Here is a 25,936-nt window from a genome sequence, read left to right on the forward strand (position 1 = left end):
AAGTAGCTACACCTATTTTACCCCAATTTTCGACACCACAAACCTTAATAAATAAGGCATGACTATAAATGGTGCTAACAGGTTTACAATTTGTCCGGCGCCATGTACTATAAAATTAATAAGGGAGTGTTTTGTCTGACTCACTATACCATAATTAGAAGCTTGTCTTTAATCGATTAAATTTACTTTTTAGATAACCATAATTAAGAAATAAAACAAGAAACAAGAAAGGAAAGAGTATAATATTAGGAATTAAAGACGTAACCTTAATGTTCATAATTCGCGAGGCATCATATATAATTTTATCCTGCTCTATCAATTGCACATCAGTAGCATTTACCTGACGAATTAGGTCCTCTTTAATTTCTAAAACATCTCCAACCTGATTGTAAGAATTTAAAGACAAGTCACTGGTTTTCTGTTCTTCTCCTAAACGTTGAAACATACCATTGATTAAATCAATTGACTTTGCCAGTTCATTACGTTTGTTCAACGTATTTACTTTTTCAATTTCTTTGCGTTTGTTAAAATAGCTATCATTGTTCATCTTCTCTAATATTCTATCAACCAAAGCAGTCGTGTTTACCATTGCCTTTTGTATAAATTTTCAGAAGATGAAATTTATAATTCTTAGACGCTAATTACTTTTTGAATATTTCTCTAAATCTATAGAACGATCACTCAATATTTCAAAAGCCTTTAAATGTGTACGATCACTAATAATAAAATTATAGGCGTCATAAACGGTTCTATCTTAATGTTGTATAGCACTTCATTATTATCAGATGCTTTCAACTCATTATTAAAACCAATTATATCAAACGTTTCTACCGTATTATACAAATACTCAACACTATTAAAATTGGGTACTACCAATATTTCGTTCAAAGATCGGTCATCATTTGACTGATCGCTAAAAAAGCCAAGAATTCCTCCAATAAGTAAAAGAATCAATACAACAAATTTATTTCTCTTCAAAAATCGAAATAAGCGATAGATATTATAAATAAAGCGGTCATAAAAACCGTTTATCCTATTAGAAAAATGTTGAAGGTCAACTTCTGATTCTTGAGGGATAGTGTTCTTAACATCAAATGGTTCGCTCATATTTTTAGAGAGTATTAAAAATTTGTTCCAATATTTTTATAGTAATCAAATACGTTGGTTTTACACCTGTTGATCCCAATCCGCCCGATGCCAGCGTACTTCCGGTTTCCAAAGGATTATCCGATGCATAATAGGCATAACGTACTTTTACATCCGGATTGATGCTCTTTCTGATCTTGGAAGCAGATTGAATTGCTTTCTGATAATGAGCTCCCTCCATTTCCAGACCTATCACCCTCCATGTAGAATCATGGAAAAACTTCAACAGATCTTTATTTTGCAATGAAGTTCCTAAAACAGTAATCATTGTTCCTCCACAAACAGGAATACCATGTCCTTCAACATTTCCGGTTTCAACTCATTCTCAAAAGGATAATTATCCCCTGTCCCTTCATTGATATGTGCAAACGGAATCATAATATCTCCTTTGTCTCCAACCAGAATTCCGGCTTTACCCATAATAGATACAGATTCAACGTTCAAATATACATCTTTTTTAAACGGTTTAAGCAGCTCGTCAATCGTTTCATAAGCCTGCTCTCCGAAGGCATAATCCATAACAATATTAACAGGTTTTTCTTCGTCAGGTTTTCCTTTAAAGCGTGCACGAGAGTGGAAGTCTCCGGATCGATCTTCGCTGTATCAAATAACTGCACATCGATGTTGGTACCTGACGTATCCGGTAAAAACAACATTCCTTCCCGGTCTGCGCGCTCTTTGACTACTTTTCTCAATACATCATTCTCAGACTTGCTCAGTTCTTCATAAATCTCAATATCAATCTTATCTTTCAGTCTGGATTTCAGTACCGGAACGGCAAAGATAGAATTCATCACACTGTGCATATTCGCACTGATAATATGAATCGGGCGTTGTAAAAGATTCAGTTCTTTCAGAGCATTTTTAATATTATCTGCCCAGATTTCACCATAAATATGATGTCCGAGACGCTCTCTCAAAATAGGACTGAAAGTAATTGTTCTTTTATTATTATACACCACTTCATCAATCGCAAGCTTCCCTAACCAATAAATAATATGTAAAAAACGGTCCGGATTTTCTAAAACGGCAAACTGATCATATATAGAGTTTATTTCAGAAAATGTTCTTCCCAGAATATTAGAAACATGCGAAATAGCGACTTCTTTTTCATTCTGCTCAAGCATGTCCTCTTTAAAACCGCCTGTTCAAGCTTTTGCCAGTCTCTGGAGAATTTCTCTTCATCTTCAATAAAAATACGATTCTTGATTTTGTGCGACTCTATAAAAATAAAGGTAAGATGCGTGAGTACATCATAGATATCTGATCGCCCTCTCGTAATTTCTATATTCATTTGTTCATCGTCAATACGATAACAATTTCTGCGTCTTTTTGGCGGCACGATTGCTTTGAAATGCGATTCTGAATACCCTTCATCTGAAGTCAGGTTATAAAACGGCATTCCTCTATCCCAATCGGCAAACGCTCTATTACATATAACAGACCATTTAGCTCTACTTTTTCATCAGCAATAGATCCGTAAATTTCAGGTCGCAGTTGCAACAATGCTTCTCTTAATGTTTCTCCGGAAACACCCATTGGCTTATAAAACCCTCTGTTAAACAGATGGCGCATGGTAATATAAATTCTTTCAATCGCAGCAGATGATTCCTGTGATCGTGTTCTTGATATATTTTTTAATTCTTTCATTCTATTTAATTTGATAAAATCAATCCGATAGCCGGATCAATATATGTTTTTATTTCTTTTAATGGTTCTTTTGTTGTATAAATTGTTCGTTGCTGAACCAGTCTCCGAACATATACCTAAAGGCAGAAGATTTTTCTACCGTATTACTGATGAGATCAGGGGCATAGCGATAATCTTCAAAGAGTTCCTGTCCTTTCACATACGTCATGGTCTTCAACCTGTTATTATCAGTCATGAGCCACTCAACTCCAATAAAAACTCCTTTTTCAGGCATCTTTACATTATAGGACAAAAGGTCAACAATATTTTTCTTGTTGCCTCTTTTTACATGAACAATAATAGGCTCAACAATGAGGTCTTCTCCGGGACAGCCATCGGCATCAGGTTTCAGTATCCGGAGTTTAAAAGTCGCATCATTGACAATACTTTTGGTATAAACAATAGCTTTACTCAGGTATTGCACATGTCTGATTTCTGACGTGTTTTCAAAAACTTCGCATAAATCCATGGTATATTACCCGGATTAAAATACAAATTTTCATAGTGTGCATCTCCGATCGTATGGTGTAATGTTTTTTCCGGATACACAATCAGATCATCTTTCATCACATGATTTTTTACCAAACGGATAGTATCACCTTCTAATGCTTTTGTCAAAAGAGTTTCGTATCCGGATGCGTTTACAATAAACACATCATTTTCAACTGCTTTTTTTACCTCAAAGGTACCTTCCACATTAGTTGTAGCGCCTGCTGATGCATCATTATTCCAGACATTCGCATAATGTATCGGCTCATTTGTTTCACCATCGACCACTGTACCGCCAACCTGTGCATAGGCAGGAAAAGCAAATAACAGAAATACACGGCAAATCTTCAGCATTATTTTTTTGTTTTTAGTTGGTCTACAATCTTTCTGTCATTAGACAATCGGGGCAGTTTATTCTGTCCTCCCAGTTTTCCAATCGATTTCATATACTCCTGAAACCCATTGACGGGCACCTTTTTTATTTTAAGCACCTGTAAAACATTTCCTTTTATCAGATCATCATAATAAACGTTTTGTTGACGCAATTCATTGTCAATTGCCAAAGAAAAGTATTCCATGTTTTCAGGCTCTTTTTCAAATTCAATAAACCATTCATGATAAGGCAATCCTGTTTCAGGGTTTACCTGTGGTGCTACAGTAAACTCATTTACAATTACGCCTGTATTTTCCAATGCCTTCTGCAATGCCAGTTCTACTTCTTTTCCGATTACATGTTCTCCAAATGCAGAAATATAATGTTTGATACGGCCTGTAAACTACAATTCTATACGGATCAAGACTCGTAAACATTACGGTATCTCCGATATTATACGCCCAAAGACCCGCATTGGTTGAAATAATCAGAACATAATTTACCTGCAGTTCTACTTCACCTATGGTATATCTACGGGCATTTTCATTAAAAAACTCCTCTGCTTTTACAAATTCATAAAAGATTCCCGCATCCAATAGCAACAGCATTCCTTTTTCTTTTTGAGAATCCTGAAAAGCAAAAAATCCTTCAGAAGCCGGAAACAACTCTATAGAATCTACTTTTCTTCCGATAAGTTTTTCAAACTTTGTACGGTAAGGTTCATAATTAACTCCACCGTAAACAAACAGATCAAAGTTGGCAAACAATTCTCCGACTGGTTTTCCCGATACCTGAACCAATTTTTCAAAGTACATCTGTACCCAGGAGGGAATTCCCGAAATTAGCCTCATGTCTTCTTTCTGGGTTTCTCTTACAATTGCATCTACTTTGGTTTCCCAATCTTCAATACAATTGGTTTCCCATTTTGGCAGTCGGTTTTTTTGAAGATAAGATGGCACATAATGAGCCGCTATTCCCGATAGTCTTCCAAACTTTATTCCGTGCTTTTCTTCTAAAACCGGACTTCCCTGTAAAAAAATCATTTTTCCGTTGACAAAATCCGTTTTTCCGGTTTCGTGGATATAAAATAACAAAGCGTTTTTTGCTCCATCAATATGATTAGGAATTGAGTCTTTTGTAATGGGTATGTATTTTGCTCCGGAAGTTGTTCCGGAAGTCTTGGCAAAGTAAATCGGTTTTCCTTCCCATAAGATATTCTCTTCTCCTTTTACAACTCTTTCTATATAAGGCTTTAAACCTTCATAATCTGTAATGTTGACGCTGTTGCAAAAATCAGCATGATCATTGATCTCCGAAAATAAATGATCTTTTCCAAACACCGTTGAAGCACCTTCACTTATAAGTTTCTGAAAAACCTTCTCCTGTGTTTCGACCGGATTTTGCATCCATTTTGTTGCTTTCTTGTAGACGGATCTTGCATAAATTTTCGCAAAAAAAGATTTAATTGACATACTGTTTTCTGTTGATAAAAAAAGAACAACCGTTGTAATTACGTACTTTTTCCAAATAAAAACAAAGATATGAAATATCCATTTTGTTTCATCAAAAAACGCGTCAACTTATATTTATGATAAGGTTGTGTTAAAATTATAGAATCTTAACTCTGTTGCGAATCCTTTTTGTTTTATCTTTGTACAATTATAATATAAATATGTTTAGTATGAATTCATTAGCGGTATTTTTAGGGATGCTTAGTCCATGGAATATAGTATTAATCATCGCAGTAATATTGCTATTGTTCGGTGGTAAGAAAATCCCTGAACTAATGCGAGGATTAGGAAGTGGAATTAAAGAATTCAAAGACGCTACAAAAGAAGAGGATCAAAACCCTGCTTCAAAAAAAGATACTGAAAACAAACAATAACTTTAATAAAATCAATCAATAATGGGTAGAATAGGATTTACAGAATTAATTCCTATAATAGTAGTGGTTTTGCTACTTTTTGGAGGAAAAAAGATTCCTGAATAATGAAAGGATTAGGGAACGGGATAAAGGAGTTTAAAAATGCTACAAAAGAAGAGAATTCTAAGGCACAACAGACTACAAACCCAGCAAACAAATCAACAGAAGAATAATTTCTGAGTTAATGGAAAAAAAACACCCATCTATTTCTAGATGGGCATTTCCCTTATAAAACATAATAAAAACACTACTTTCTTTCCTTTTCAAATATTTTCATAAATGGTTTTTATACCATTTTGTTTTTCTTAGCTATTATCAATAGTGCAATTCAAATGCCAAATAAAGCAAAAAAACAAATAACCTGAATTACAATAAGTTATATTAATTTCGCTTTTTTCAGATTTTTAAAAACTGTTCCTGTTTTACTCACCTGAATTAAATTGTTGTGGAAAAAGACCTCAACTTACTTTTTAGCTCCTTGAACTTTTGGTTCTTTTGGTTGCTCTTTAGGTACAGGCGCAGGGGCTATCACCTTTTGTGGCTCTTGCTGTGGCTTTGAAGCCTCCTGAATTCTTTGAGGATGATGCTCTGCTTTTGGAGGAGCGGGTGCTTCTACAGTTAGTTTCCGTAGCAGTCTCCTTATTTTGAGAAGTTGTTTTCATCTCTTTCTTTTCCTGAGCCTGTGCAAAAGTAGTTGCTCCTGCAAAAACCAATGTTGCTAAAAATACCTTTTTCATGATTATATAATTTTTATGGATTAATTTCATCCTTTTAAAATTCAAGAATAAGGCCTCATTATCAAACTTTTTATTTTAACATCCTTTTTATATTAAAACCCCAGCAAAACAAGAAATAAAAAACTGTAAACCAACAAATTAACAACCGCTTAACGTTTGTGGAATTCTACAAAAAAATGAGGAATCTTATTTAAAAATTCCTCATCCTGTTTCTTTTATTTACAATATCATGCTCAACTGTATGCGTTTATTTCCCAAATCAACATCGGTTACCTTTACCATAATTTGTTCATGTAGTTTTACTACTTCATTTACATCACTTACAAAACCAGCTTTGAGTTTAGAGATATGAACCAATCCGCTTTCTTTAATACCAATATCCACAAAACATCCGAAATTAGTAATATTATTGACGATTCCGGGCAAAACTTGTCCGATTTTAAGATCATTAATCGTTTTTACAGTAGCATCAAACTCAAATATTTTAGCAGATTTTTCTCGGATCCAATCCCGGTTTTTCCAATTCATTGAGAATATCCTCTATCGCAAGTAATCCGATATCATCCGTATAATACCGTTGTTTATCAATCTTTTCGATATATTGTTTGTTTCCAATCAATTCTTTTAAAGAAACATTTAGGTCTTTCGCCATTCTCTCAACAACTTTATAGGCTTCCGGATGTACTGCAGAATTGTCTAAAGGGTTCGTTCCGTTTTTAATTCTTACAAAAGCAGCTGCCTGTTGAAAAGCTTTTTCTCCAAGCCGGTTTACTTTCTTTAATTCATTTCTATTAGAAAAAGTACCATGTTCTTTGCGATACGCAACAATATTTTCTGCCATTTTTTCTCCGATACCCGATACATAGCTCAGTAAGGATTTACTTGCGGTATTGAGATTGATACCCACTGCATTTACAGAACGCCCTACTACCTGATCCAATTCTTCTTTGAGTAACATTTGATCTACATCATGCTGATACTGCCCTACTCCGATAGCTTTAGGTTCTATTTTCAGCAATTCAGCCAAAGGGTCCTGTAATCTTCTGCCGATAGAAACAGCTCCACGTACTGTAACATCATAGTTGGGAAACTCATCTCTGGCGACTTTGGAAGCAGAATATACCGATGCCCCTGCTTCACTCACTACAAAAACCTGTAGGGGTTTGTCAAAGGCAATCTTTTTTATAAAAAATTCTGTTTCCCGGACGCTGTACCATTACCGATAGCAATGGCCTCAATTTTATAGGAATTAACCATTGAACGGATTTTTTTCATCGCCATCGCTGTATCTTTCTGCGGTGCATGTGGAAAAATAGTCTCATTATACAATAACCCGCCCGTTTCGTCTAAACAAACGATTTTACAGCCTGTTTTAAAACCGGATCTATTGCCAGAACTCTTTTTTCACCGAGAGGAGCACCTAAAAGAAGTTGAGATAAGTTATCGGCAAAAACACCGATTGAGTTTTTGTCTGCTTTGAGTTTAGCCTCCTGCAAAACCTCATTAGACAAGCTGGGTGCCAGGAGTCTTTTATACGCATCAGCTACAGCCATACGCAATTGAGCAGCCGTTTCATTCTCTGTTTTGATCACCGTTTCCTCCATAAAGGTAATCGCATCAACGGGCTCAATGGCTACATTTATCTTTACAAATCCCTCATTTTCCGCCCGTAGCATAGCCAGAAGCCGGTGAGAAGCGGTTTTATAAAGAGGTTCAGACCAGTCAAAATAATGACTAAATTTCTGTGCACTTTCCTCTTCTTTTTTAGTTTTTACTACTTTCGAAGTAATAACCGATTCTCTTTGGAATTTTCTTCTTATTACTTTTCTCAGATAAACCGTTTTCATTGATCCACTCCGCAATAATGTCTCTTGCTCCCTGTAAGGCATCTTCTTCAGAGTTTATTTTTTCATTTCTATATTTAGAGGCCACTGTATATACATCCTCTATTTTTTGTGACATGATCATTTTTGCCAAAGGTTCCAATCCGTTTTCACGTGCCGTATCAGCTTTTGTCTTTCTCTTCTTTTTAAAAGGCAAATAAAGATCTTCGAGTTCATTCAGATCAAAACTGTTTTTTATCTTTTGTTCCAACACATCAGTAAGCATTCCCTGCTCTTCAATCGAAGCCAGAATGATTCTTTTCTTTTTACAATAGTATCAAATTGCTGTTTTTGTTTGGCAATCTGTTCGATAGCTACCTCATCAAGATTGCCTGTCCGGTCTTTACGATAGCGGGCAATAAAAGGAATCGTACAATCTTCTGCTAATAACTGTAATGTCTGCTCAATATTTTTCGGACTTGTAACAACAGTTTGCTGAATATAGGAAGTTAAATTCATCATCAATTTTAAATAAAATGCTAAAATACTACCTTTGTCATCATTTTTAAAACACATGAAATACTTCTTTCTTTATATAATCATCATTAATTATATTGCATATAGCCTTTTTCATATCGACAAAGACCGGGCGATAAAGGGAAGAAAGCGTATTTCAGAAAAAAATCTTCTGATAGCAAGTGCTTTGGGAGGAAGCTTTGGTTCATGGCTTGGCATGCAGCATTTCAGGCATAAAACAAAAAAAACTTCTTTTAAAATCAGTTTTTATATTATCATTGCCTTTCAATTATTTCTTTTACTTTTTGTATTCAGAAGGTGATATCGGAATCGGATATAGTGAAGTAAGCATCTGACAGATGTGATATAATATCTGTAGCCGTCATACTCTGTGCCCCATACTGCTTTTTGGCATGGTCTCCTGCCAGTCCGTGTAAAAACACACCGAATACAGCTGCTTTTTCAGCAGCATATCCCTGAGCCAGTATAGAAGTAAGGATTCCGGTCAGTACATCTCGCTACCAGCAGTGGCCATCCCTTCATTTCCGGTCGAATTGAAATACATTTTACCCGATGGCAATAAGGTCAAGGTATGAGCGCCTTTGATAAGTAAAATACAATGGTATTTAGCGCAGAAGCCTTTAGCTTTTTCTATCTTATCCAAATCATTTGTCCATGTTCCTATCAGACGTTCTAATTCTTTTGGATGAGGCGTAAGTATGGTATTTGTAGGCAAAAGATCAAACAATTCAGGATTTTCTGAAAGTATGTTTATAGCATCTGCATCCAGAATCAGTCTTGTATCTTTCTTTTTTTTCAGAAACAAAACAAAAGCGGCAACGGTTTCTTCTACTTTTCCCATTCCACTCCTGAAACGGCAAAAATTTGACGGACTGGGAAGAATGGAATGACTTTGAAAGAGAAATTATTTCTAAACCCGTCACTTCGCTTAATGCTTTCAGAAAGAAGGCAGCCCAACTGGCAATGACAGGAATCACCTTATCTAACAATATTCCAGAAACATTTAAAACACCAGCTGTTGAAAGCCGTATTGCCCTGCTACAAACCAATTTAAACTCATTGGATATGTATATGGAACTCGATGTGATTCAACAAAAAAAGGTAGAAGAATTATTAGCAGAAATCAATAAAAATTATCTGTCAATTGGAAATCAGTTTGACGAGATCTTACTTAGAAAAGCAATTCCAAAAGAACAGGGTGAAGATCAGCTGATCCAATCCTTTGATACCGTAAAAAGAGCTTCCAGAAACGCAATTCCTACAGAATAACCCGAATGAAATCATCTATTAAATCACTATACGAAAAAGGATCTGCAACAAAAAGAATTCAGGATTCAATTAATACCAAAGGAACTAAAATTGCCGTTCGCGGTTTTATCGGGTCTTCTCTATCTTTCCAGTTATCAGCTTTGTTCAAACAAAATGACGTTCCTTTTTTACTCATCTTCAATGATAAAGAAGAAGCGGCTTATTATTTAAATGATCTTGAAAACATCATAAGTAAGGAAGATGTCCTTTTCTATCCCGGCTCTTATCGCAGACCTTATCAGATTGAGGAAACAGATAACGCCAATGTATTACTTAGGGCAGAGGTGCTTAACAGAATAAATTCAAGAAAAAAACCCGCTGTTATTGTCTCTTATACAGATGCCTTATTCGAAAAAGTGGTTACCCGAAAAGAACTGGATAAAAACACTCTTAAAATCAACTTAGGTGACCAGATGACCATTGACTTTGTAAATGAGGTTTTATTTGAGTATAATTTTAAAAGAGTAGATTTTGTTTCTGAACCGGTGAATTTTCAGTCAGAGGAGGTATCATTGACGTATTTTCATTCTCGAATGACAATCCGTACCGCATTGAATTTTTTGGAAATGAAATTGACAGCATCCGCACATTTGACGTAGAAACACAGCTTTCTATTGAAACCAATAAAAAGATAACCATCATACCTAATGTAGAAAACAAATTTTTACAGGAAAGCCGAGAATCTTTTCTGAATTACATTTCAGAGAATACCCTATTGATAATTCAGAATCCCACTTACTTAAAGGAAAAATTAGACCGTCTTTTTGTCAAAGCGGAAGAAGCTTTTAACCAATTGGGAGAGAATGTGCGTCATGCAAGTCCTGAACAGATGTTTGTAAATGGAAAAAGCTTTTTTGATGCTCTGGAAAAATTCAGCTGCATCGGTTTAAGCAATTCTCAGGATATTTCTTACAGCAAAAACCTTGAGGTTCATGTAAGGCCACAACCTTCTTTCAATAAACAATTTGACTTATTGATCGAAAATCTCAACGAAAATACTCAAAACGGTATTTCTAATTACCTGTATTGTTCCAACGATACTCAGGCGAAACGTTTTCACGAAATATTTGAAAGTTTTAAAGATGATAACACTCAAAAAGTAGCACAATACGAAACCATTGTCATGCCTTTGTTTCAGGGGTTTGTCGATGAAGAACTTCAGATTGCCTGTTATACTGATCACCAGATTTTTGAACGTTATCACAAATTCAACATTAAAAACGGCTATACCAAAAAGCAGTCTATTACTCTCAAAGAATTAACCACTCTTTCTGTAGGAGATTATGTAACCCATATAGATCACGGAATTGGCAAATTTGGCGGTTTACAGAAGATACAGGTAGAAGGTAAAACACAGGAAGCCATCAAACTCGTGTATGCAGATAATGATATTGTATATGTAAGTATCCATTCTTTACATAAAATATCTAAATACAACGGGAAAGACGGAACTCCTCCTAAAATATACAAACTGGGTTCTAATGCATGGAAAGCATTAAAACAAAAAACCAAAGCCCGTGTAAAACACATTGCCTTTAATCTGATACAACTTTATGCAAAACGCCGTCTGGAAAAAGGTTTCGCATCAGCTCCGGACAGCTATTTACAGGCTGAGCTTGAAAGCAGCTTTATCTATGAAGACACTCCTGATCAGATGAAAGCAACTATTGATGTAAAAGCAGACATGGAAAGCGATCGTCCTATGGATCGTTTGGTATGTGGAGATGTCGGTTTCGGTAAAACAGAAGTGGCCATCAGAGCAGCTTTTAAAGCTGTAGATAACGGAAAACAGGTGGCTGTACTGGTACCAACAACCATTCTTGCGTTTCAGCATTACCGTACATTTTCTGAAAGGCTCAAAGAAATGCCAGTGAAAGTAAGCTATCTGAACCGTTTCAAAACTGCCAAGCAAAAGTCCGAAACACTCAAAGAACTTCAAGAAGGTAAAGTAGATATCATCATCGGAACCCATCAGCTGGTAAGTAAAAATGTAGTTTTTAAAGATCTGGGGTTATTGGTCATTGATGAAGAGCAAAAATTTGGTGTCGCAGTTAAAGACAAGCTTAAAACCATTTCCCAAAATGTAGATACACTTACGCTTACCGCTACTCCTATACCGAGAACATTACAGTTTTCATTAATGGCTGCAAGAGATTTATCCGTAATTACAACTCCACCGCCCAACAGGTATCCCATTGAAACTAACGTGGTTGGCTTTAATGAAGAAGTCATAAGAGATGCTATTTCTTATGAAATTGAAAGAGGCGGACAGGTGTATTTCATACACAACAGAATTGAAAATATTAAGGAGGTTGCCGGGATGATCCAACGCCTTGTTCCGAATGCAAAAGTTGGAGTCGGACACGGACAACTTGATGGTAAAAAACTGGAAGATCTGTTGCTCTCCTTTATGGAAGGTGATTTTGATGTACTTGTAGCAACAACTATTATTGAGAGTGGTCTTGACGTGCCAAACGCCAACACTATTTTCATTAATAATGCCAATAACTTTGGTTTATCCGATTTACATCAGATGAGAGGTCGCGTAGGACGAAGCAATAAAAAAGCTTTTTGTTATTTCATCTGTCCACCGTACTCAGCAATGACAGAAGACGCCCGCAAACGGATTCAGGCACTGGAACAATTCAGCGATCTGGGCAGCGGATTCAATATTGCTATGAAAGACCTTGAAATCAGAGGTGCCGGTGATTTGTTAGGCGGAGAGCAAAGTGGCTTTATCAATGAGATCGGTTTTGAAACGTATCAAAAAATCATGAATGAAGCTATTGATGAACTTAAAGAAAATGAATTTAAGGACTTATATGAAGAAGACAATCATATAGAAAATAAGGTCTATGTAAAAGATATTGTCATTGAATCTGATTTTGAAATTCTTTTTCCGGACGAATATATTAACAATGTTTCTGAACGTTTAACGTTATATAATGAACTGAGCACGCTGAAAAACGAAAGCGATCTCAAACAATATGAACAGAAACTCATTGACCGATTCGGGGCATTGCCAAAGCAGGCAAAAAATCTTTTAGACAGCGTTCGTATTAAATGGATTGCCAGCTCTATCGGAATTGAAAAGCTATTGCTTAAACAGGGAAAAATGATTGGTTACTTTATTTCTGACCAGCAATCTGATTTTTATCAGTCCAACCGATTTAAAAAAGTATTGTTATTTATACAGGCGTATGCGAATCTGGCAACGTTAAAGGAAAAAGAAACGAAAAACGGACTGCGTCTGCTCCTAACATTTGATCAGGTAAAAAGTATTTCTAAAGCTTTGGATTTATTAACTAAATTAGACGAACTATAATGAAAAAAACGATACTTACAGCTCTGTTTTATTTGATTTTCTCTCATGCTTTCTGTCAAACAGATTCTTTGCAACAAAAAGAAAACACATTGTTCCGGGTTGATTTAGAAAAGATAAAAGAAAATCTTTCAGAAAATGAAGATGTCATCTCGGAAGCAAGCTATAAAGGCGGAATGAATAATTTTTATAATTATTTTACCAAAAACTTCAATTTCAACAATGTTACTTTAGAAGATATTCCAAAGGCAGAGCAAAAATCCACTACTTATATGCTCTATCTGATGTTTACAATTGATAAGGAGGGTAAACCGGTTGATTTCAAACCTGTAAATACAACGGTCGAAAACAGTTTCTATAAAGAAAGTGTTCGTGTGATTACTTCCTCAAGGTGGATACCTGCAAAAACGCTCTCAGGACCCGTAAAAAGAATTTTCACGATACCTGTCAGAGTCTATATTGAAGATTTAAAATAAAAAAAGACCTTTTTACAAGGTCTTTTTTCTATATTTCAAATAGTTCTCTAATAAAAATGTAGTAGAACAATCATGGCCTTTTATATGTTTATTTTGAATTTCTTCCCTAATTGATTCTGCCAGTTTTTTACCATACTCTACTCCAAACTGATCAAAACTATAAATATTCCATAAATACCCCTGAACAAATGTTTTGTGTTCATAAATTGCCAGAAGCTTTCCTAAGCTTTCTGGTGTAAGCTTTTCTATCAAAAAGGTATTGGAAGGCCTATTTCCTAAAAAGCCTTTATATACAGCGTTTACATCATCTTCCTGAGGTTGTTCTGCATAGTTCCCTACTTTTCCATTCAGTAGAGCTTCGCTTTGAGCAAAAAAGTTAGCCATAAGCAAGTCATGCATATCTGATTCATTAAATGGATTGATAAAGCCGATAAAATCAACAGGAATTATTTTGGTTCCCTGATGAAAAAGCTGAAAAAAGGCATGTTGGGAATTTGTACCTATTTCCCCCCATACAATAGTTCCTGTCTGATAGTTTACGGGATTTTGAGCTCTGTCAATATTCTTTCCATTGCTTTCCATCGTCACCTGTTGCAGGTAAGCCGGAAAATCTGTCAGTTTATTTGCATATGGAATAACAACTTCCGTTTCAAAACCAAAAAAATTATTATACCAAATACTCAGTAAGGCCAGTACAACTGGTATATTCTTATCAAAAGATTCCTGTTTAAAATGTTCATCCATTGATTCAGCTCCTTTAAGTAAGTCCTCAAAATGAGCATAACCTACTGATAAAGCAATACTGATACCTACCGCACTCCACAACGAAAAACGGCCGCCAACAAAATCCCACATAGGAAAAATGTTCTGCTCCTGAATGCCAAAAGCCTGCGCTTCATTGTTATTGGTAGAAACGGCAATAATATGTTTAGAGACATCCTGTTTATGTGCGATAAGCCAGTTTTTAAAAAGAATCGCATTCTCAATAGTTTCTTTTGTTGTAAATGATTTAGAAACGACAATAACAAGAGTTGTTTCAGGATTGAGCTTTTTTAACAATTCATCGATCGCATCAAAATCAATATTAGAAACAAAATGAGTTTTGAGATGATTGCGGTAATTGCCCAGGGCTTCTACCACCATTTTCGGCCCCAGATCTGAGCCTCCGATACCAACATTTACAATATCTGTAAAAGGTTTGTCTGAAGTAGATCTGTATTCGCCTTTGATCACTTTATCAGAAAACATTTTGATTCTGAAAAGAGTTTCCTTTATTTCTTCGGTAACAGCTGACTTATTTTTTGTATCTCTTAAAGCAGTATGTAATACACTTCTTTTCTCTGTTTCGTTAATCAGTTCGCCATTGAAAAGAGCTTCAATACCTTGTGAGAGCTTCATTTCATTGGCAAAATCCACTAATAACCGAAGAGTAGTATCGTTTATCCTGTTTTTAGAAAAATCAACGATAAAATCTTTCCAACGAATGTGGAACTTTTTAATGCGATCTTTGTCTTCATTGAACAATTCCTGCATTTTCACGTACTGCATCTCAAAGAAATGATTTCTCAAATGCTCCCAGGAAACAGTTCCTGACGGATTATCTTTTACGAACATAATTAATGTTGGAATTTTTCACTTAATTCGGCATCCATCGCCTCTTTTATTGGTTTTATTTTTGCCAGATAAGCAGGCAACTGGGCTTTGCTCATTGACTGTGACGTTGGAAGGTTTTGTCTTAACGGATCTACCTGTACTCCGTTTTTCCAAAAGCGATAACATACATGTGGTCCCGTAGCTAATCCGGTACTTCCTACCTTACCGATTGTCTGACCTTGTGTGACGCGTTGTCCACGCTTTACCAATATCTTGCTCATATGCAAATATTGTGTTGTATAGGTACCATCATGTTTTACTTTTACATAATTTCCGTTTCCGGATGAATACCCTGTCTCTATCACTGTTCCTGCTGCAGTAGTCATAATCGGTGTTCCGTGAGGTGCCGCATAATCAGTTCCGTTATGTGCTTTCCATCTTTTCTGAACCGGATGAAAACGACTGTTCGTAAATTTAGAGGTAATGTGAAAATACTTCAAAGGAGCTTTTAAAAACATTGTTTTCATCTGCTTACCATTCTCATCGAAAAACTCCACATTTTTTTGATTTTCTGATCCGTATGGAAACCCATACACATCTTTATCTTTGTATTCAAAATAAGCCCCTAATATTTCTTCGGTTCCAATATAAATCGAGTCATTGATGTATTTTTCCCTTACTGATAAGGCAAATTTATCTCCTTTTTTGAATTTAAAAAAGTCAATCGACCAAGCAAAGTATTTTGATAGCTTGGAAGTCAGCCCAGCATCCAATCCTTCTCTGGCGAGAGAACTGGATAAAGATCCGTCAATTGAGCCGGCAACAGTTTTTACTTTGTAAGTTATCGGGTAGTTTACGGTATACGCTCTTGTTGAATCTCTGAAATCGATAACATTAAATCCCATTTTATTGGGTTCATAAATCAACACTTCCAGTTTAGGGGGGTCTGTTTTACTCTTTAATAATGTTAATGTATTACCAGCTCTGATATTACGTATATCAAACGAATCCCGCACTTTTTCAACAATCTGACTTATTTCGGTAGCATCAAAATTGTGACGCGCTAAAATTAAACTAATATTATCTCCTCTTTTTATAGTATCCCGTTCAACTCTGTATTCATTTAACTGAAAGCCAAAAGCAACTTCTGTATTGATTTCAGTACTGTCATTTTCGATTACAAACTCTTCTTCATTATCCCCTTTCTTTCCTGAACAGGAAATGATGGTAACTACCAAAAGCAGAAAGCATATATATTTTAATTGCTGCATATTATAAAGCTCCTTTACCCCAATTTTTCAACTCTTCTTCACTCCATAATTCAGGAAAGAATATTCTTCGCTGGTATTCCGGCAACATATATTTTTTCCAATCACTTCCTCCGGTTGCTTCCTGCGGTCCGTGTTCGCTTTCTATATATTTTTTAGCTGCTTTAAAATGACCGATAACCCATGTAATATTTACTGTCTTATCGTAGTGACGCATCGCATCAATTAATTCTTTATTCTGTCGATCTTCTATAGGTAACTCCTTGAATTTCTGCCATAGATTAATTTCATTATACTCTTGCATGAAATCAATAAATTCCTTTTTATACTTCTTTTCAAACTCATTGATCAGATACGATTTTTTTCCCGTTTTATAATCTTTTCCGGCTGCCTGCCAATATAAATGCTCAAAAGCATGTTCAAAAGACGTATTTCTGTCAATCGTTTCTCTATAACGCGCATCAATAAGATTGATAAGGTCTGTAGAAGCAAATTCGATCAAACGGTACTGGGCACTCTGAAAACCACTCGCAGGAGTGAGCGTATTTCTAAATTTCAAATACTGCTCAGGTTCCATTCCGTCTCTCATAATATCAAACGAGGTCGTAAGCATATTAAAATAGCGGCTGATACGGTTGAGTCGTTCAGTAAAAAATATAGTTGTAAGTTTTGGCGCATGACACACCTGATTCATCTCCCACAAGATCATTTTAAACAATAACTCGTTTACCTGATGGTACATGATAAACACCATTTCATCTGGCAATACAGAACGCTGAATCTGTAAACCAAGCAAAGCATCTGTCTGTATATAATCCCAATAGGTAATAGGCTTCTGCCACAACAGACCTTCCAGATGGGTATCTAATTTCTGATCAATATTTTTGAATTTCTGATCTAAGGCTTCTAATTTATTTTTCTGTTGTCCTGTTATCTTCATTTAGTTCCTAACTTTTGCTTCAGGCCACTGTATTTAACCAACTCTGCTTTAAGAGAACCTACCGCTAAACTCGCCTGAACTTTCAGAGGAATTTTGTTTGCATCGTCTGAAATCCATACAGTTAAACTCTCTTGTTCTTTAAAAACACGTCCTGATTGTACTAATGGTCTAAATTTTAATGTATTTATTTTACCAAAATTAGTTTTAATTTCTTCTTTACCAATAAATTTTAGTTTAAATTTATATATTTCATCATCAAAAAACATGTCTATTTCGATTGATTCTCCATTTTTGAGTTTGTCTATTTTTGGATGATTTCTCAAATAGTAGAAAGAAGAAACAATGTCCTGTACATTGGTAGTAACATTGAAAGTGTTGTTTATTTTTCCTTTATAATCTTTTACCAATACCGTTTTTGAAGAATGATCAAAAAATCCCTCCTGATTTTTTGTATAGCCTCCTTCATCTATCTTCCGTATATAACGATAGGGAACACCCGTTTTTTTATCAAAATAACTTTGATAATCATCATATACTTTAAAAAATGTTTTTGTAATACCGGTTGTATAACCGACTCCTTTAGCATGATAAACCGATTTTCCGTTATAAGTAGTACTTTTCAAATCTAAAGTGGCAACTCCGGCATTGATTATACCATAAGAAATCTTAAATTTAAAATGTTCACCTTCCTTATATGCTGTTTGTGAAAACACATTTAGTGTTATAAAAAACAGCACTATTTGCAGATACTTTTTCATATTTATTTTTTTGTGTTAAGATAAAAAAAGCAATAATTATTCCAAAGAAAAAAGAAAACAAAAAGCCCAGTTAAACAAATAACTGAGCTTTTATGCTATTAACCAACCAAAAAACTATAAATTATGAAAAATTTATTTTACAAAATACGGATTACGACGCCCTGTATTTTGTGGGTGCAAATATAGTGATTATTAAACACTAAATAACACCACTAATTACATTAACACAACTTTAACTTTTAATTGGTTTATTCACTATTTACAATGTACCTCTTTTCTCTTGTTCTCTTTCAATCGATTCAAAAAGCGCTTTAAAGTTACCAGCTCCAAAACCTCTTGCTCCCATACGTTGAATAATCTCGAAAAATACGGTTGGACGATCTTCAACCGGCTTGGTAAAAATCTGCAACAGATAACCTTCTTCATCTGCATCAATCATAATTCCAAGTTTTTGAAGTTCGTTAATATCCTCTTTAAACTTTGACATATGATCTTTTAAACGCTCAGGAATAGCATCATAGTAAGCTTGTGGTGGCGTACTTAAAAACTCTACTCCTCTTGCTTTCATTTGTGACACTGTTGAAAGAATATCATCTGTAGCTACAGCAATATGCTGAATTCCTTCGCCTTCATAGAAGTCTAAATATTCTTCAATCTGAGAACGTTTTTTACCTTCTGCAGGCTCATTGATAGGGAATTTAATACGACCGTTTCCATTAGACATTACTTTAGACATCAAAGCCGAATATTCTGTATTGATCTGTTTATCATCAAACGAAAGGAAATTTACGAATCCCATTACTTCTTCGTACCATTTTACCCAGTTATTCATCTGATTCCAACCAACATTACCTACCATGTGGTCAATATACTTCAAGCCAACAGGTTCTGGTTTATAGTCCGATTCCCATACCTTATATCCCGGTAAAAATACACCGTTGTAATTTTTGCGTTCTACAAACATATGTACTGTTTCACCATAAGTGTAAATTCCGGCACGGACAACTTCACCAAACTCGTCTTTTTCAACAGTTGGCTCCATAAAAGACTTTGCTCCTCTTTTAATCGTCTCTTCATAGGCAGAGCGTGCATCTTCAACCCAAAGCGCTGCTACTTTTACTCCATCTCCATGTTTTTTCACATGCTCACCAATAGGAGATTCACTATTTAAGGCTGTAGTCAATACAATTCGGATTTTGTCCTGTTTCAATACATAAGACGCTCTGTCTCTGATACCGGTTTCCAATCCTGCATACGCCAATGACTGAAAACCGAATGCAGTTTTGTAAAAGTGCGCTGCCTGTTTTGCATTTCCTACATAAAACTCAACATAATCTGTACCCAATAAAGGCAAGAAATCCTGAGCTCCTTCAAATATTTTCTCTAATCCGAATTCTACTGATTTTAAATTATTGTCCATTTTAATTTTTTTAAATTTTGTTGTTTTGTTGTACTATGATGAGCAGCTTAATCCAGCCATGACTGATAATACTTCTCATCAGCAATTTTCATTGCTTCTTCTGTAACCATTAAAGGCTTAAAGGTGTCCACCATTACAGCTAATTCTTGTGTGTCTTTAGCCCCAATACTTCTCTCTACAGCTCCCGGGTGTGGTCCGTGCGGAATACCAGCCGGATGCAGTGATATATGTCCTGGTCCTATATCATTTCTACTCATAAAATCACCGTCTACATAGTAAAGTACCTCATCTGAGTCAATATTACTGTGATTGTAGGGAGCCGGGATAGATTCCGGATGATAATCATATAGTCGCGGAACAAATGAACAGACAACAAAGGCATCTGTTTCAAAAGTTTGATGTACTGGTGGCGGTTGATGGATTCTTCCTGTAATCGGTTCGAAATCATGAATTGAAAAAGCATACGGATAGTTATAACCATCATAACCAATCACATCAAAAGGATGTGTTGCATATACCATATCAAAGATTTCATCCTGTTTTTTAACTTTTATTAAAAACTCACCTTTTTCATCATACGTTTCCAGTTTTTCCGGACGGCGGATGTCTCTCTCACAAAACGGAGAATGCTCTAACAATTGTCCGAACCAGTTTCTGTAACGTTTAGGGGTATAAATAGGTCTTCTCGATTCCACAATAAACAAACGATTATCTTCCGAATCAAAGTCTATCTTATAGATAATACCTCTTGGTATGAGAATATAATCACCGTATTTGAAATCAAGATTTCCTAACATTGTACGAACGACTCCTGTACCTCTGTGGATGAAGATCAATTCGTCAGCGTCGGTATTTTTATAAAAATATTCCTGTGTCTTACCGCTTGGAGCAGCCAAAACAATAGTACAATCACTATTGGTCAGTACCGCTTTTCTGCTTTCAAGATAATCAGCAACCGGATCTACCTGAAATCCGCGAAAACGGTATGACTGAATGTTATTTGCTTTTGCAATTTTAGGAGCTACACTATAAGAACCCTTGATTTCCTTTACCTGTGTAGGACGATGTTCATGATACATGTTAGTAGACATTCCATCAAATCCTATAGTTCCGAACAATTGTTCGTAATAGAGATCTCCGTTTGGTTTACGAAATATAGTATGTCTTTTCGGAGGGATATTTCCCAATTTATGATACATTGGCATAACGCTATTCTTTTAGTTTGTTTATAAAATACCTAATAAGCAGGTGCTTCTCATTCAGGATTTCTCTTGATGAGATATTTAAGATGTGATAAAAGTCCGTTCCAATTTTTCATATCTAACAAAAATATCTATTTTTTTTTCGACTAACAATAGATACCTGTTAATTTTAGAAGTTTTTGGGAATTAAAACCAAAAACCAACACTAAACCATGTGTAATGGTTTCTGGTATCGGGAGACCAGCTATGCTTAATTTCTATAGGTCCGATAATTGCCTGATATCCGTAACCGATGGCATAACCATTGAATTTTGGTTTTGAAATCCAGTCAGAGTATTGAAAAATATTGTTGCCTATCTGTGCATAATTAGCCGCTATGTTGAGATGATGTTTATTAAAAACCTCATAGTCCACTCTAAAAAGCACTTTTACATAGGAATCATCAAATACACTCAAAAAATCATATCCATAAAATTGTTTAACATTATAAACGGACTGAAAACCATATCCTCCAAAAAAGTACTGTAGAAAACTGGAAGATTCACTACCGATAGTAGCACCAATTTCTGCTTTTGCTTCAACACTAACTTTATCAAAAAAAGTTCTCACAGTTCCTAATTCTGCATTGATCTGTGAGAAATTCTTAAAATTTCCTGTATAATCTGATGAATGAAAGTAGTTTTTATATTCTGCATTAAATATTACACCTTTACGCGGAAAATATTTGTTATCATACGTGTCAAATACAATATTTCCGTAAGCAGATAAATAATGGCTTTTATCTATCCACGGCATATCAAAAATCAGATTTTTAATATCGACCTGATTGAATTTATGCTCCAATCCTACCGCGACAAGAAACTGATCTCTGTAAAATGTTTGAAAATAAAGACGGTTAGTAACATCTACAAGATCTAAACTCAGACTGTTAGGCAAAGTAGGCAGTTCTATAAAGTTGCTTGTGATCGGACGATTGATATTACGCGAAATCTTGTTGAGCTTAGACTGAAAACCAACGCTCCATCGATAACCATTATCTACATAATAATTTAAATTATAACGAAACTGATCACCAACTCCCAAATCAAGCGAAATAACATCATTTTTAAACAAGAGCTTTTTTTGAGTAACATTGACTAAAGCAGCACTTTTATAGAGGTTATCAAAGTGTAACCCAAATTTAAGATAGCGCTGGGTTTTTGCTTCTTTCAGGTTTAATTTCAAGACATCTCCGCCGTCTTCTTCAGCAAAACTGTATACAATACTGCTAAAGTTCTGGGTACCATTCATATTATTAATTCCTGTAGAGAAGTTATCAAATGTTAAGGTCGTATTTGGTGTAAACTTTAGCTTTCCATATACATAACTCGAAGTAAAGTTTTCCATTTCATTAATTTCTACCCTTGATATACACAGATCCCTTTGTATTTTTCTCTGAAACTCGGAGGGTTGTTGATGTATTCCGGACTTCCCATTTTTTTGAACTCCTCAGTAAACGGAGCTGCTGCTTCGATTCCTTTTTTTATAATATCACTTCCTTCTCTAAAGGAAATCACAGAATATCCTTTGATATCGGGTTTTATGTATATATCTGTTTCCCGAATTTTACGACTCATATCCTGAACCATTGAAAAGTTCGAGATCTGCAATAAAATATCTGATGCTCCTCTGATATCTTCTCTGTTTTTTAGCCCATCCTGAACATCAACTCCAATAACAATCTCTGCTCCCATTTTGCGCAGTTCATCTATCGGATAGTTATTGGCCACCCCACCATCAATAAGCAATTTACCGTCTATTTCTACCGGGGAGTACAAGGAAGGAAATGCACCACTTGCCAATATACTTTGAGGTAGTATACCCTTATCCAGAATAACCTGCTTACCGGATTCTATATCTGTAGCAATACATAAAAACGGAATAGCCAGTTTATTGAAATCTCTTTCATGCCTTACATGCAGTAACAGCCCTGAAAGTAAATTATAATTATACATTCCTTTTGATAACGCAGCAGGCATTCCTATTTTAAAATCATCAAAAGGAAGCTGAAGCGCATATATTTCATCATTTCTTTTTTCATAAAATGATTTCGATATTCTCGGAATATAATCCTGCAATAAGGCTTCAGTATCTACATTTTTAAAGATTGAATCAAGTTCACTGGCGGTATATCCTGAGGCGTATAAGCCTCCAATGATGGCCCCCATACTTGTACCCGCTATATAATCTACTTTTACGCCGTTTTCTTCAAGTACTTTTAAAACTCCAATGTGCGCCAGCCCTTTCGCACCTCCGCCACTTAACACTACCCCTACTTTTTTTCGCTGATTTTCCTGTGCTTTTGCTACACTAAAACTCATTATCACGCATAAAAGAAAGGTAAGTGTTTTCATGTTTATTTATTTTTAAAGTATTCTACTACTTTTAATGTTTTCGATTTACCGATTACTTTTTCTATTTCTGTTTGCGGAGCCAGCTGTAATCTTTTTACAGATTTGAACTCAGCCAGTAATTTTTCCATTGTTTTATCACCTATTCCGGGAATCTGAGTAATGGTAGACTGGATGGCATTTTTACTGCGCTTATCTCTGTGAAAGGTAATACCAAATCTATGAGCCTCATTTCGCAGGTGTTGGATTATTTTTAATGTTTCTGATTTTTTATCAAGATATAACGGAACGGAATCACCCGGATAAAACAATTCTTCCAGACGTTTGGCAATACCTATTATGGCAATTTTACCCCTTAATCCTAAATCATCTAAACTTTTTAACGCAGAAGATAACTGTCCTTTACCCCATCAATAATAATCAATTGTGGCAATGGCTGCTCTTCATCCAACAGCCTTTTATATCTTCTGTACACCACTTCTTCCATAGAAGCAAAATCATTTGGACCTTCTACCGTTTTTATATTAAAATGACGATAATCCTTTTTACTCGGCTTTCCGTCTTTAAATACAACACAGGCTGCTACCGGGTTTGTTCCCTGAATATTGGAATTATCAAAACATTCAATATGTCTGGGTTCAACTGACAAACGCAAATCCTTTTTCATTTGTGCCATAATCCGGTTCGTATGTCTGTCCGGATCTACAATTTTAATCTGTTTCAGCTGATCCAGTCGGTAATATTTTGCGTTTCTTTCTGATAAATCAAGCAATTGCTTTTTATCGCCCAACTTAGGAACTGTAATTGTAAATTCCGTTCCTAAATCTACCTCAAAAGGTACAATAATTTCCTTAGATAATAAATTAAATCTTTCCCGAAGTTCCACTATTGCCAATTGCAACAGATCGACATCTGCTTCATCTAACTTTTTCTTTAATTCAAGTGTATGAGAGCGAATGATCGCTCCGTGAGCAATCTGAAGAAAATTGACATACGCCATGCTTTCATCAGAAACAATAGAAAAGACATCTATATTCGTAATGCGCGGATTGACAACAGTTGATTTGGACTGATAGTTTTCAAGAATATCTATCTTCTCTTTAACTTTCTGAGCTTCCTCAAATTTCATATCCTGAGCAAAATGTGTCATTAATGCTTTAAACTCTTTAACATTTTCTTTAAAGTTCCCCCTTAAAATATTTTTTATTGCCTTGATCTTATTTTCATAAGAAGGAAGGAGTTCCAATTCTTCACACGGTCCTTCACAATTGCCAATATGATATTCCAGACATACCTTATATTTTCCTTTTCGTATATTTTCAAGGCTAAGATCATACGTACATGTTCGCAACGGATATAGTTCCTTTATTAGGTCTAATAGAATATGTGCTGTTTTTACACTCGTATAAGGACCGAAATAATCTGATCCGTCCTTAATCATACGCCGCGTTAAAAATACTCTGGGAAAAGGCTCGTTTTTAACACAAATCCAGGGATAGGTTTTGTCATCTTTGAGCAAAACATTGTACCTCGGCTGCAATCTTTTTATAAGGTTATTCTCTAATAGAAGCGCCTCGCTTTCGTTTGGCACTACAATGTGCTTTATCGCAACAATTTTACGAACCAGCACATTGGTTTTCCCATAATCATGTACCTTATTAAAATATGAATTGACTCTTTTCCGAAGATTTTTTGCTTTTCCAACATACAGGATTTTGCCGTCTTTATCAAAAAACTGATAAACACCGGGTTGGTCAGGCAAGGTCTTTATTTGTAACTCTATCTGCGAAAATTGCGTCATTTTTTGTTCTTTAATACAACAAAGTTAGTTTTTATATAGCAATAAAAGATATCCGTTTCTTTGTTTTGATGAATATTTTATAAATTTAAAAACTCAATTAAAAAAGATGTTTGAATTTAAAGATTTTACTTTACTCAATAAAACAGTAATTCCGGGTGAAACCAAAATCATCGAATTACAAATCGCAACTTTACACACGATGACGGAATTAAAAATCCCTGTTATCGTTTCGCGTTCTATTCATCCTGGACCAACGGTATTATTCAGCGCTGGACTGCATGGAGACGAACTGATCGGAGTAGAAATTGTAAGACAGCTGATTACTAAGAAAATCAATGAACCCAATATAGGTACTATTATCTGCATTCCGCTGATCAATGTTTTTGGTTTTGTAAACCAATCGCGGGAATTTCCTGACGGTCGGATCTGAACCGGGTATTTCCGGGTAGTGCTAACGGTTCTCTCGCCAGTCGGTTTGCATATCGCCTGATCAAAGACATATTACCATTGGTAGATTATGTCATTGACTTTCATGCCGGTGGAAAAGCGCGTTTCAATGCTCCGCAGATTCGCATCGAATTTGAAAATGAAGCACTTGAAAAAATGGCCAAAGCATTTGACCACCGTTTGTATTGTATTCGAAGAATATTGAAGGTTCTTTTAGAAATGCCTGTGATGAACTGGGCATTCAAAATTCTTTTTGAAGGGAAATCACTGGATATCAATGCTGAAGTCGTACA

Annotated in this window: 21 protein-coding genes and 7 pseudogenes; 8 read left to right on the plus strand and 20 right to left on the minus strand. The window is 35.4% G+C overall.

What is annotated here, in order from left to right:
* Window positions 1–12 precede the first annotated feature (12 nt).
* The 7 genes and pseudogenes from QW060_RS17165 to QW060_RS17215 all read right to left on the minus strand — a co-directional run bounded on the left by QW060_RS17165 (window position 13) and on the right by QW060_RS17215 (window position 5,169).
* Entirely contained in the window at window positions 13–144 is a 132-nt protein-coding gene (locus QW060_RS17165; RefSeq protein ID WP_290364804.1) for a hypothetical protein, read from the minus strand.
* A gap of 10 nt (window positions 145–154) precedes the next feature.
* On the minus strand, window positions 155–589 hold the full coding sequence (locus QW060_RS17170) for a hypothetical protein (protein ID WP_290364805.1): 435 nt from the start codon (window positions 587–589) through the stop codon (window positions 155–157).
* A 110-nt stretch (window positions 590–699) separates the two neighbouring features.
* Window positions 700–1,107, minus strand: coding sequence for a hypothetical protein (locus QW060_RS17175; protein ID WP_290364806.1), 408 nt, complete (start codon window positions 1,105–1,107; stop codon window positions 700–702).
* Window positions 1,108–1,111: 4 nt separating this feature from the next.
* Window positions 1,112–2,796: pseudogene (locus QW060_RS28060) on the minus strand (DUF6909 family protein).
* A gap of 58 nt (window positions 2,797–2,854) precedes the next feature.
* Entirely contained in the window at window positions 2,855–3,304 is a 450-nt protein-coding gene (locus QW060_RS17205) for a hypothetical protein (protein WP_290364812.1), read from the minus strand.
* Window positions 3,247–3,678: a carboxypeptidase-like regulatory domain-containing protein gene (locus tag QW060_RS17210; RefSeq protein ID WP_290364813.1), complete on the minus strand. Its 432-nt coding sequence runs from the start codon at window positions 3,676–3,678 to the stop codon at window positions 3,247–3,249. Before QW060_RS17210 ends, QW060_RS17205 begins: the two co-directional genes overlap by 58 nt.
* Window positions 3,678–5,169, minus strand: a pseudogene (locus QW060_RS17215) (GH3 family domain-containing protein). Before QW060_RS17215 ends, QW060_RS17210 begins: the two are co-directional and overlap by 1 nt.
* A gap of 209 nt (window positions 5,170–5,378) precedes the next feature.
* On the opposite strand from QW060_RS17215, the gene tatA reads away from it, so the two are divergent.
* A complete protein-coding gene (gene tatA / locus QW060_RS17220) occupies window positions 5,379–5,582 on the plus strand; it encodes a twin-arginine translocase TatA/TatE family subunit (RefSeq protein ID WP_290364421.1) in 204 nt (67 codons plus the stop codon).
* Window positions 5,583–5,603: 21 nt separating this feature from the next.
* Window positions 5,604–5,794 (plus strand): annotated as a pseudogene (locus QW060_RS17225) (Sec-independent protein translocase subunit TatA/TatB).
* Between the two features lie 333 nt (window positions 5,795–6,127).
* Here the strand turns inward: QW060_RS17225 and QW060_RS17230 are convergent.
* On the minus strand, window positions 6,128–6,358 hold the full coding sequence (locus tag QW060_RS17230) for a hypothetical protein (RefSeq protein ID WP_290364814.1): 231 nt from the start codon (window positions 6,356–6,358) through the stop codon (window positions 6,128–6,130).
* 219 nt (window positions 6,359–6,577) lie between these two features.
* A pseudogene (locus QW060_RS17235) lies at window positions 6,578–8,700 on the minus strand (Tex family protein).
* A 55-nt stretch (window positions 8,701–8,755) separates the two neighbouring features.
* Here QW060_RS17235 and QW060_RS17240 point away from each other — a divergent pair.
* The gene (locus QW060_RS17240; RefSeq protein ID WP_290364424.1) at window positions 8,756–9,019 is read left to right on the plus strand and encodes a DUF1294 domain-containing protein; all 264 of its coding nucleotides are present in this window, start codon (window positions 8,756–8,758) and stop codon (window positions 9,017–9,019) included.
* On the opposite strand, the gene QW060_RS17245 is transcribed toward QW060_RS17240, so the two are convergent.
* Window positions 9,009–9,206, minus strand: a complete 198-nt coding sequence (locus QW060_RS17245; RefSeq protein ID WP_317623191.1) for an NAD(P)H-hydrate dehydratase — start codon at window positions 9,204–9,206, stop codon at window positions 9,009–9,011. The genes QW060_RS17240 and QW060_RS17245 overlap by 11 nt on opposite strands.
* A complete protein-coding gene (locus QW060_RS17250) occupies window positions 9,203–9,559 on the minus strand; it encodes an ADP-dependent NAD(P)H-hydrate dehydratase (RefSeq protein ID WP_290364815.1) in 357 nt (118 codons plus the stop codon). Before QW060_RS17250 ends, QW060_RS17245 begins: the two co-directional genes overlap by 4 nt.
* Before the next feature lie 23 nt (window positions 9,560–9,582).
* Here QW060_RS17250 and QW060_RS17255 point away from each other — a divergent pair, with 23 nt between their 5' ends.
* From QW060_RS17255 to QW060_RS17265, 4 genes and pseudogenes are all read left to right on the plus strand, one after another.
* Window positions 9,583–9,987, plus strand: a complete 405-nt coding sequence (locus QW060_RS17255) for a hypothetical protein (protein ID WP_290364816.1) — start codon at window positions 9,583–9,585, stop codon at window positions 9,985–9,987.
* Window positions 9,988–10,537: 550 nt separating this feature from the next.
* Window positions 10,538–10,615, plus strand: a pseudogene (locus QW060_RS28510) (hypothetical protein); the annotation flags it as partial.
* Window positions 10,616–10,741: 126 nt separating this feature from the next.
* The gene (mfd, locus tag QW060_RS17260) at window positions 10,742–13,351 is read left to right on the plus strand and encodes a transcription-repair coupling factor (RefSeq protein WP_397386099.1); all 2,610 of its coding nucleotides are present in this window, start codon (window positions 10,742–10,744) and stop codon (window positions 13,349–13,351) included.
* Window positions 13,351–13,824 carry an energy transducer TonB gene (locus QW060_RS17265; protein WP_290361732.1) on the plus strand — a complete coding sequence of 158 codons (474 nt, stop codon included), beginning with the start codon at window positions 13,351–13,353 and terminating at the stop codon, window positions 13,822–13,824. Before mfd ends, QW060_RS17265 begins: the two co-directional genes overlap by 1 nt.
* 12 nt (window positions 13,825–13,836) lie before the next feature.
* Here QW060_RS17265 and pgi read toward each other — a convergent pair whose 3' ends face one another.
* The 9 genes and pseudogenes from pgi to uvrC all read right to left on the minus strand — a co-directional run bounded on the left by pgi (window position 13,837) and on the right by uvrC (window position 25,196).
* Window positions 13,837–15,438: a glucose-6-phosphate isomerase gene (gene pgi / locus QW060_RS17270; RefSeq protein WP_290361731.1), complete on the minus strand. Its 1,602-nt coding sequence runs from the start codon at window positions 15,436–15,438 to the stop codon at window positions 13,837–13,839.
* A 2-nt stretch (window positions 15,439–15,440) separates the two neighbouring features.
* Complete coding sequence (locus QW060_RS17275; protein ID WP_290361730.1) at window positions 15,441–16,688, minus strand: M23 family metallopeptidase; 1,248 nt, start codon at window positions 16,686–16,688, stop codon at window positions 15,441–15,443.
* 1 nt (window position 16,689) lies between these two features.
* The gene (locus QW060_RS17280; protein WP_290361729.1) at window positions 16,690–17,625 is read right to left on the minus strand and encodes a tryptophan 2,3-dioxygenase family protein; all 936 of its coding nucleotides are present in this window, start codon (window positions 17,623–17,625) and stop codon (window positions 16,690–16,692) included.
* Window positions 17,622–18,383 (minus strand): DUF3108 domain-containing protein, encoded by a 762-nt coding sequence (locus QW060_RS17285; RefSeq protein ID WP_290361728.1) that lies wholly within the window; start codon window positions 18,381–18,383, stop codon window positions 17,622–17,624. Before QW060_RS17285 ends, QW060_RS17280 begins: the two co-directional genes overlap by 4 nt.
* Window positions 18,384–18,642: 259 nt before the next feature.
* A complete protein-coding gene (hppD, locus tag QW060_RS17290) occupies window positions 18,643–19,803 on the minus strand; it encodes a 4-hydroxyphenylpyruvate dioxygenase (protein ID WP_290361727.1) in 1,161 nt (386 codons plus the stop codon).
* Window positions 19,804–19,850: 47 nt separating this feature from the next.
* Complete coding sequence (locus QW060_RS17295; protein ID WP_290361726.1) at window positions 19,851–21,008, minus strand: homogentisate 1,2-dioxygenase; 1,158 nt, start codon at window positions 21,006–21,008, stop codon at window positions 19,851–19,853.
* A gap of 183 nt (window positions 21,009–21,191) precedes the next feature.
* On the minus strand, window positions 21,192–22,391 hold the full coding sequence (locus QW060_RS17300; protein WP_290364817.1) for a hypothetical protein: 1,200 nt from the start codon (window positions 22,389–22,391) through the stop codon (window positions 21,192–21,194).
* Window positions 22,392–22,402: 11 nt separating this feature from the next.
* A complete protein-coding gene (locus tag QW060_RS17305) occupies window positions 22,403–23,398 on the minus strand; it encodes a patatin-like phospholipase family protein (RefSeq protein WP_290364818.1) in 996 nt (331 codons plus the stop codon).
* A 2-nt stretch (window positions 23,399–23,400) separates the two neighbouring features.
* Window positions 23,401–25,196 (minus strand): annotated as a pseudogene (uvrC, locus tag QW060_RS17310) (excinuclease ABC subunit UvrC).
* 106 nt (window positions 25,197–25,302) lie between these two features.
* Between uvrC and QW060_RS17315 the strand changes: the two are divergent.
* A pseudogene (locus tag QW060_RS17315) lies at window positions 25,303–25,936 on the plus strand (succinylglutamate desuccinylase/aspartoacylase family protein); the annotation flags it as partial.

Source organism: Paenimyroides ceti, assembly GCF_030409925.1.

Bases quoted from the DNA above. Each gene is read 5' to 3' on its own strand.
- QW060_RS17280 (WP_290361729.1), bottom strand. From the start codon at position 17,625: ATGAAGATAACAGGACAACAGAAAAATAAATTAGAAGCCTTAGATCAG.
- QW060_RS17170 (WP_290364805.1), bottom strand. From the start codon at position 589: ATGGTAAACACGACTGCTTTGGTTGATAGAATATTAGAGAAGATGAAC.
- QW060_RS17230 (WP_290364814.1), bottom strand. From the start codon at position 6,358: ATGAAAAAGGTATTTTTAGCAACATTGGTTTTTGCAGGAGCAACTACT.
- QW060_RS17300 (WP_290364817.1), bottom strand. From the start codon at position 22,391: ATGGAAAACTTTACTTCGAGTTATGTATATGGAAAGCTAAAGTTTACA.
- QW060_RS17175 (WP_290364806.1), bottom strand. From the start codon at position 1,107: ATGAGCGAACCATTTGATGTTAAGAACACTATCCCTCAAGAATCAGAA.
- QW060_RS17285 (WP_290361728.1), bottom strand. From the start codon at position 18,383: ATGAAAAAGTATCTGCAAATAGTGCTGTTTTTTATAACACTAAATGTG.
- QW060_RS17265 (WP_290361732.1), top strand. From the start codon at position 13,351: ATGAAAAAAACGATACTTACAGCTCTGTTTTATTTGATTTTCTCTCAT.
- QW060_RS17305 (WP_290364818.1), bottom strand. From the start codon at position 23,398: ATGAAAACACTTACCTTTCTTTTATGCGTGATAATGAGTTTTAGTGTA.
- QW060_RS17240 (WP_290364424.1), top strand. From the start codon at position 8,756: ATGAAATACTTCTTTCTTTATATAATCATCATTAATTATATTGCATAT.
- QW060_RS17275 (WP_290361730.1), bottom strand. From the start codon at position 16,688: ATGCAGCAATTAAAATATATATGCTTTCTGCTTTTGGTAGTTACCATC.
- QW060_RS17205 (WP_290364812.1), bottom strand. From the start codon at position 3,304: ATGGATTTATGCGAAGTTTTTGAAAACACGTCAGAAATCAGACATGTG.
- hppD (WP_290361727.1), bottom strand. From the start codon at position 19,803: ATGGACAATAATTTAAAATCAGTAGAATTCGGATTAGAGAAAATATTT.
- tatA (WP_290364421.1), top strand. From the start codon at position 5,379: ATGAATTCATTAGCGGTATTTTTAGGGATGCTTAGTCCATGGAATATA.
- QW060_RS17295 (WP_290361726.1), bottom strand. From the start codon at position 21,008: ATGCCAATGTATCATAAATTGGGAAATATCCCTCCGAAAAGACATACT.
- QW060_RS17210 (WP_290364813.1), bottom strand. From the start codon at position 3,678: ATGCTGAAGATTTGCCGTGTATTTCTGTTATTTGCTTTTCCTGCCTAT.
- QW060_RS17250 (WP_290364815.1), bottom strand. From the start codon at position 9,559: ATGGGAAAAGTAGAAGAAACCGTTGCCGCTTTTGTTTTGTTTCTGAAA.
- pgi (WP_290361731.1), bottom strand. From the start codon at position 15,438: ATGTTCGTAAAAGATAATCCGTCAGGAACTGTTTCCTGGGAGCATTTG.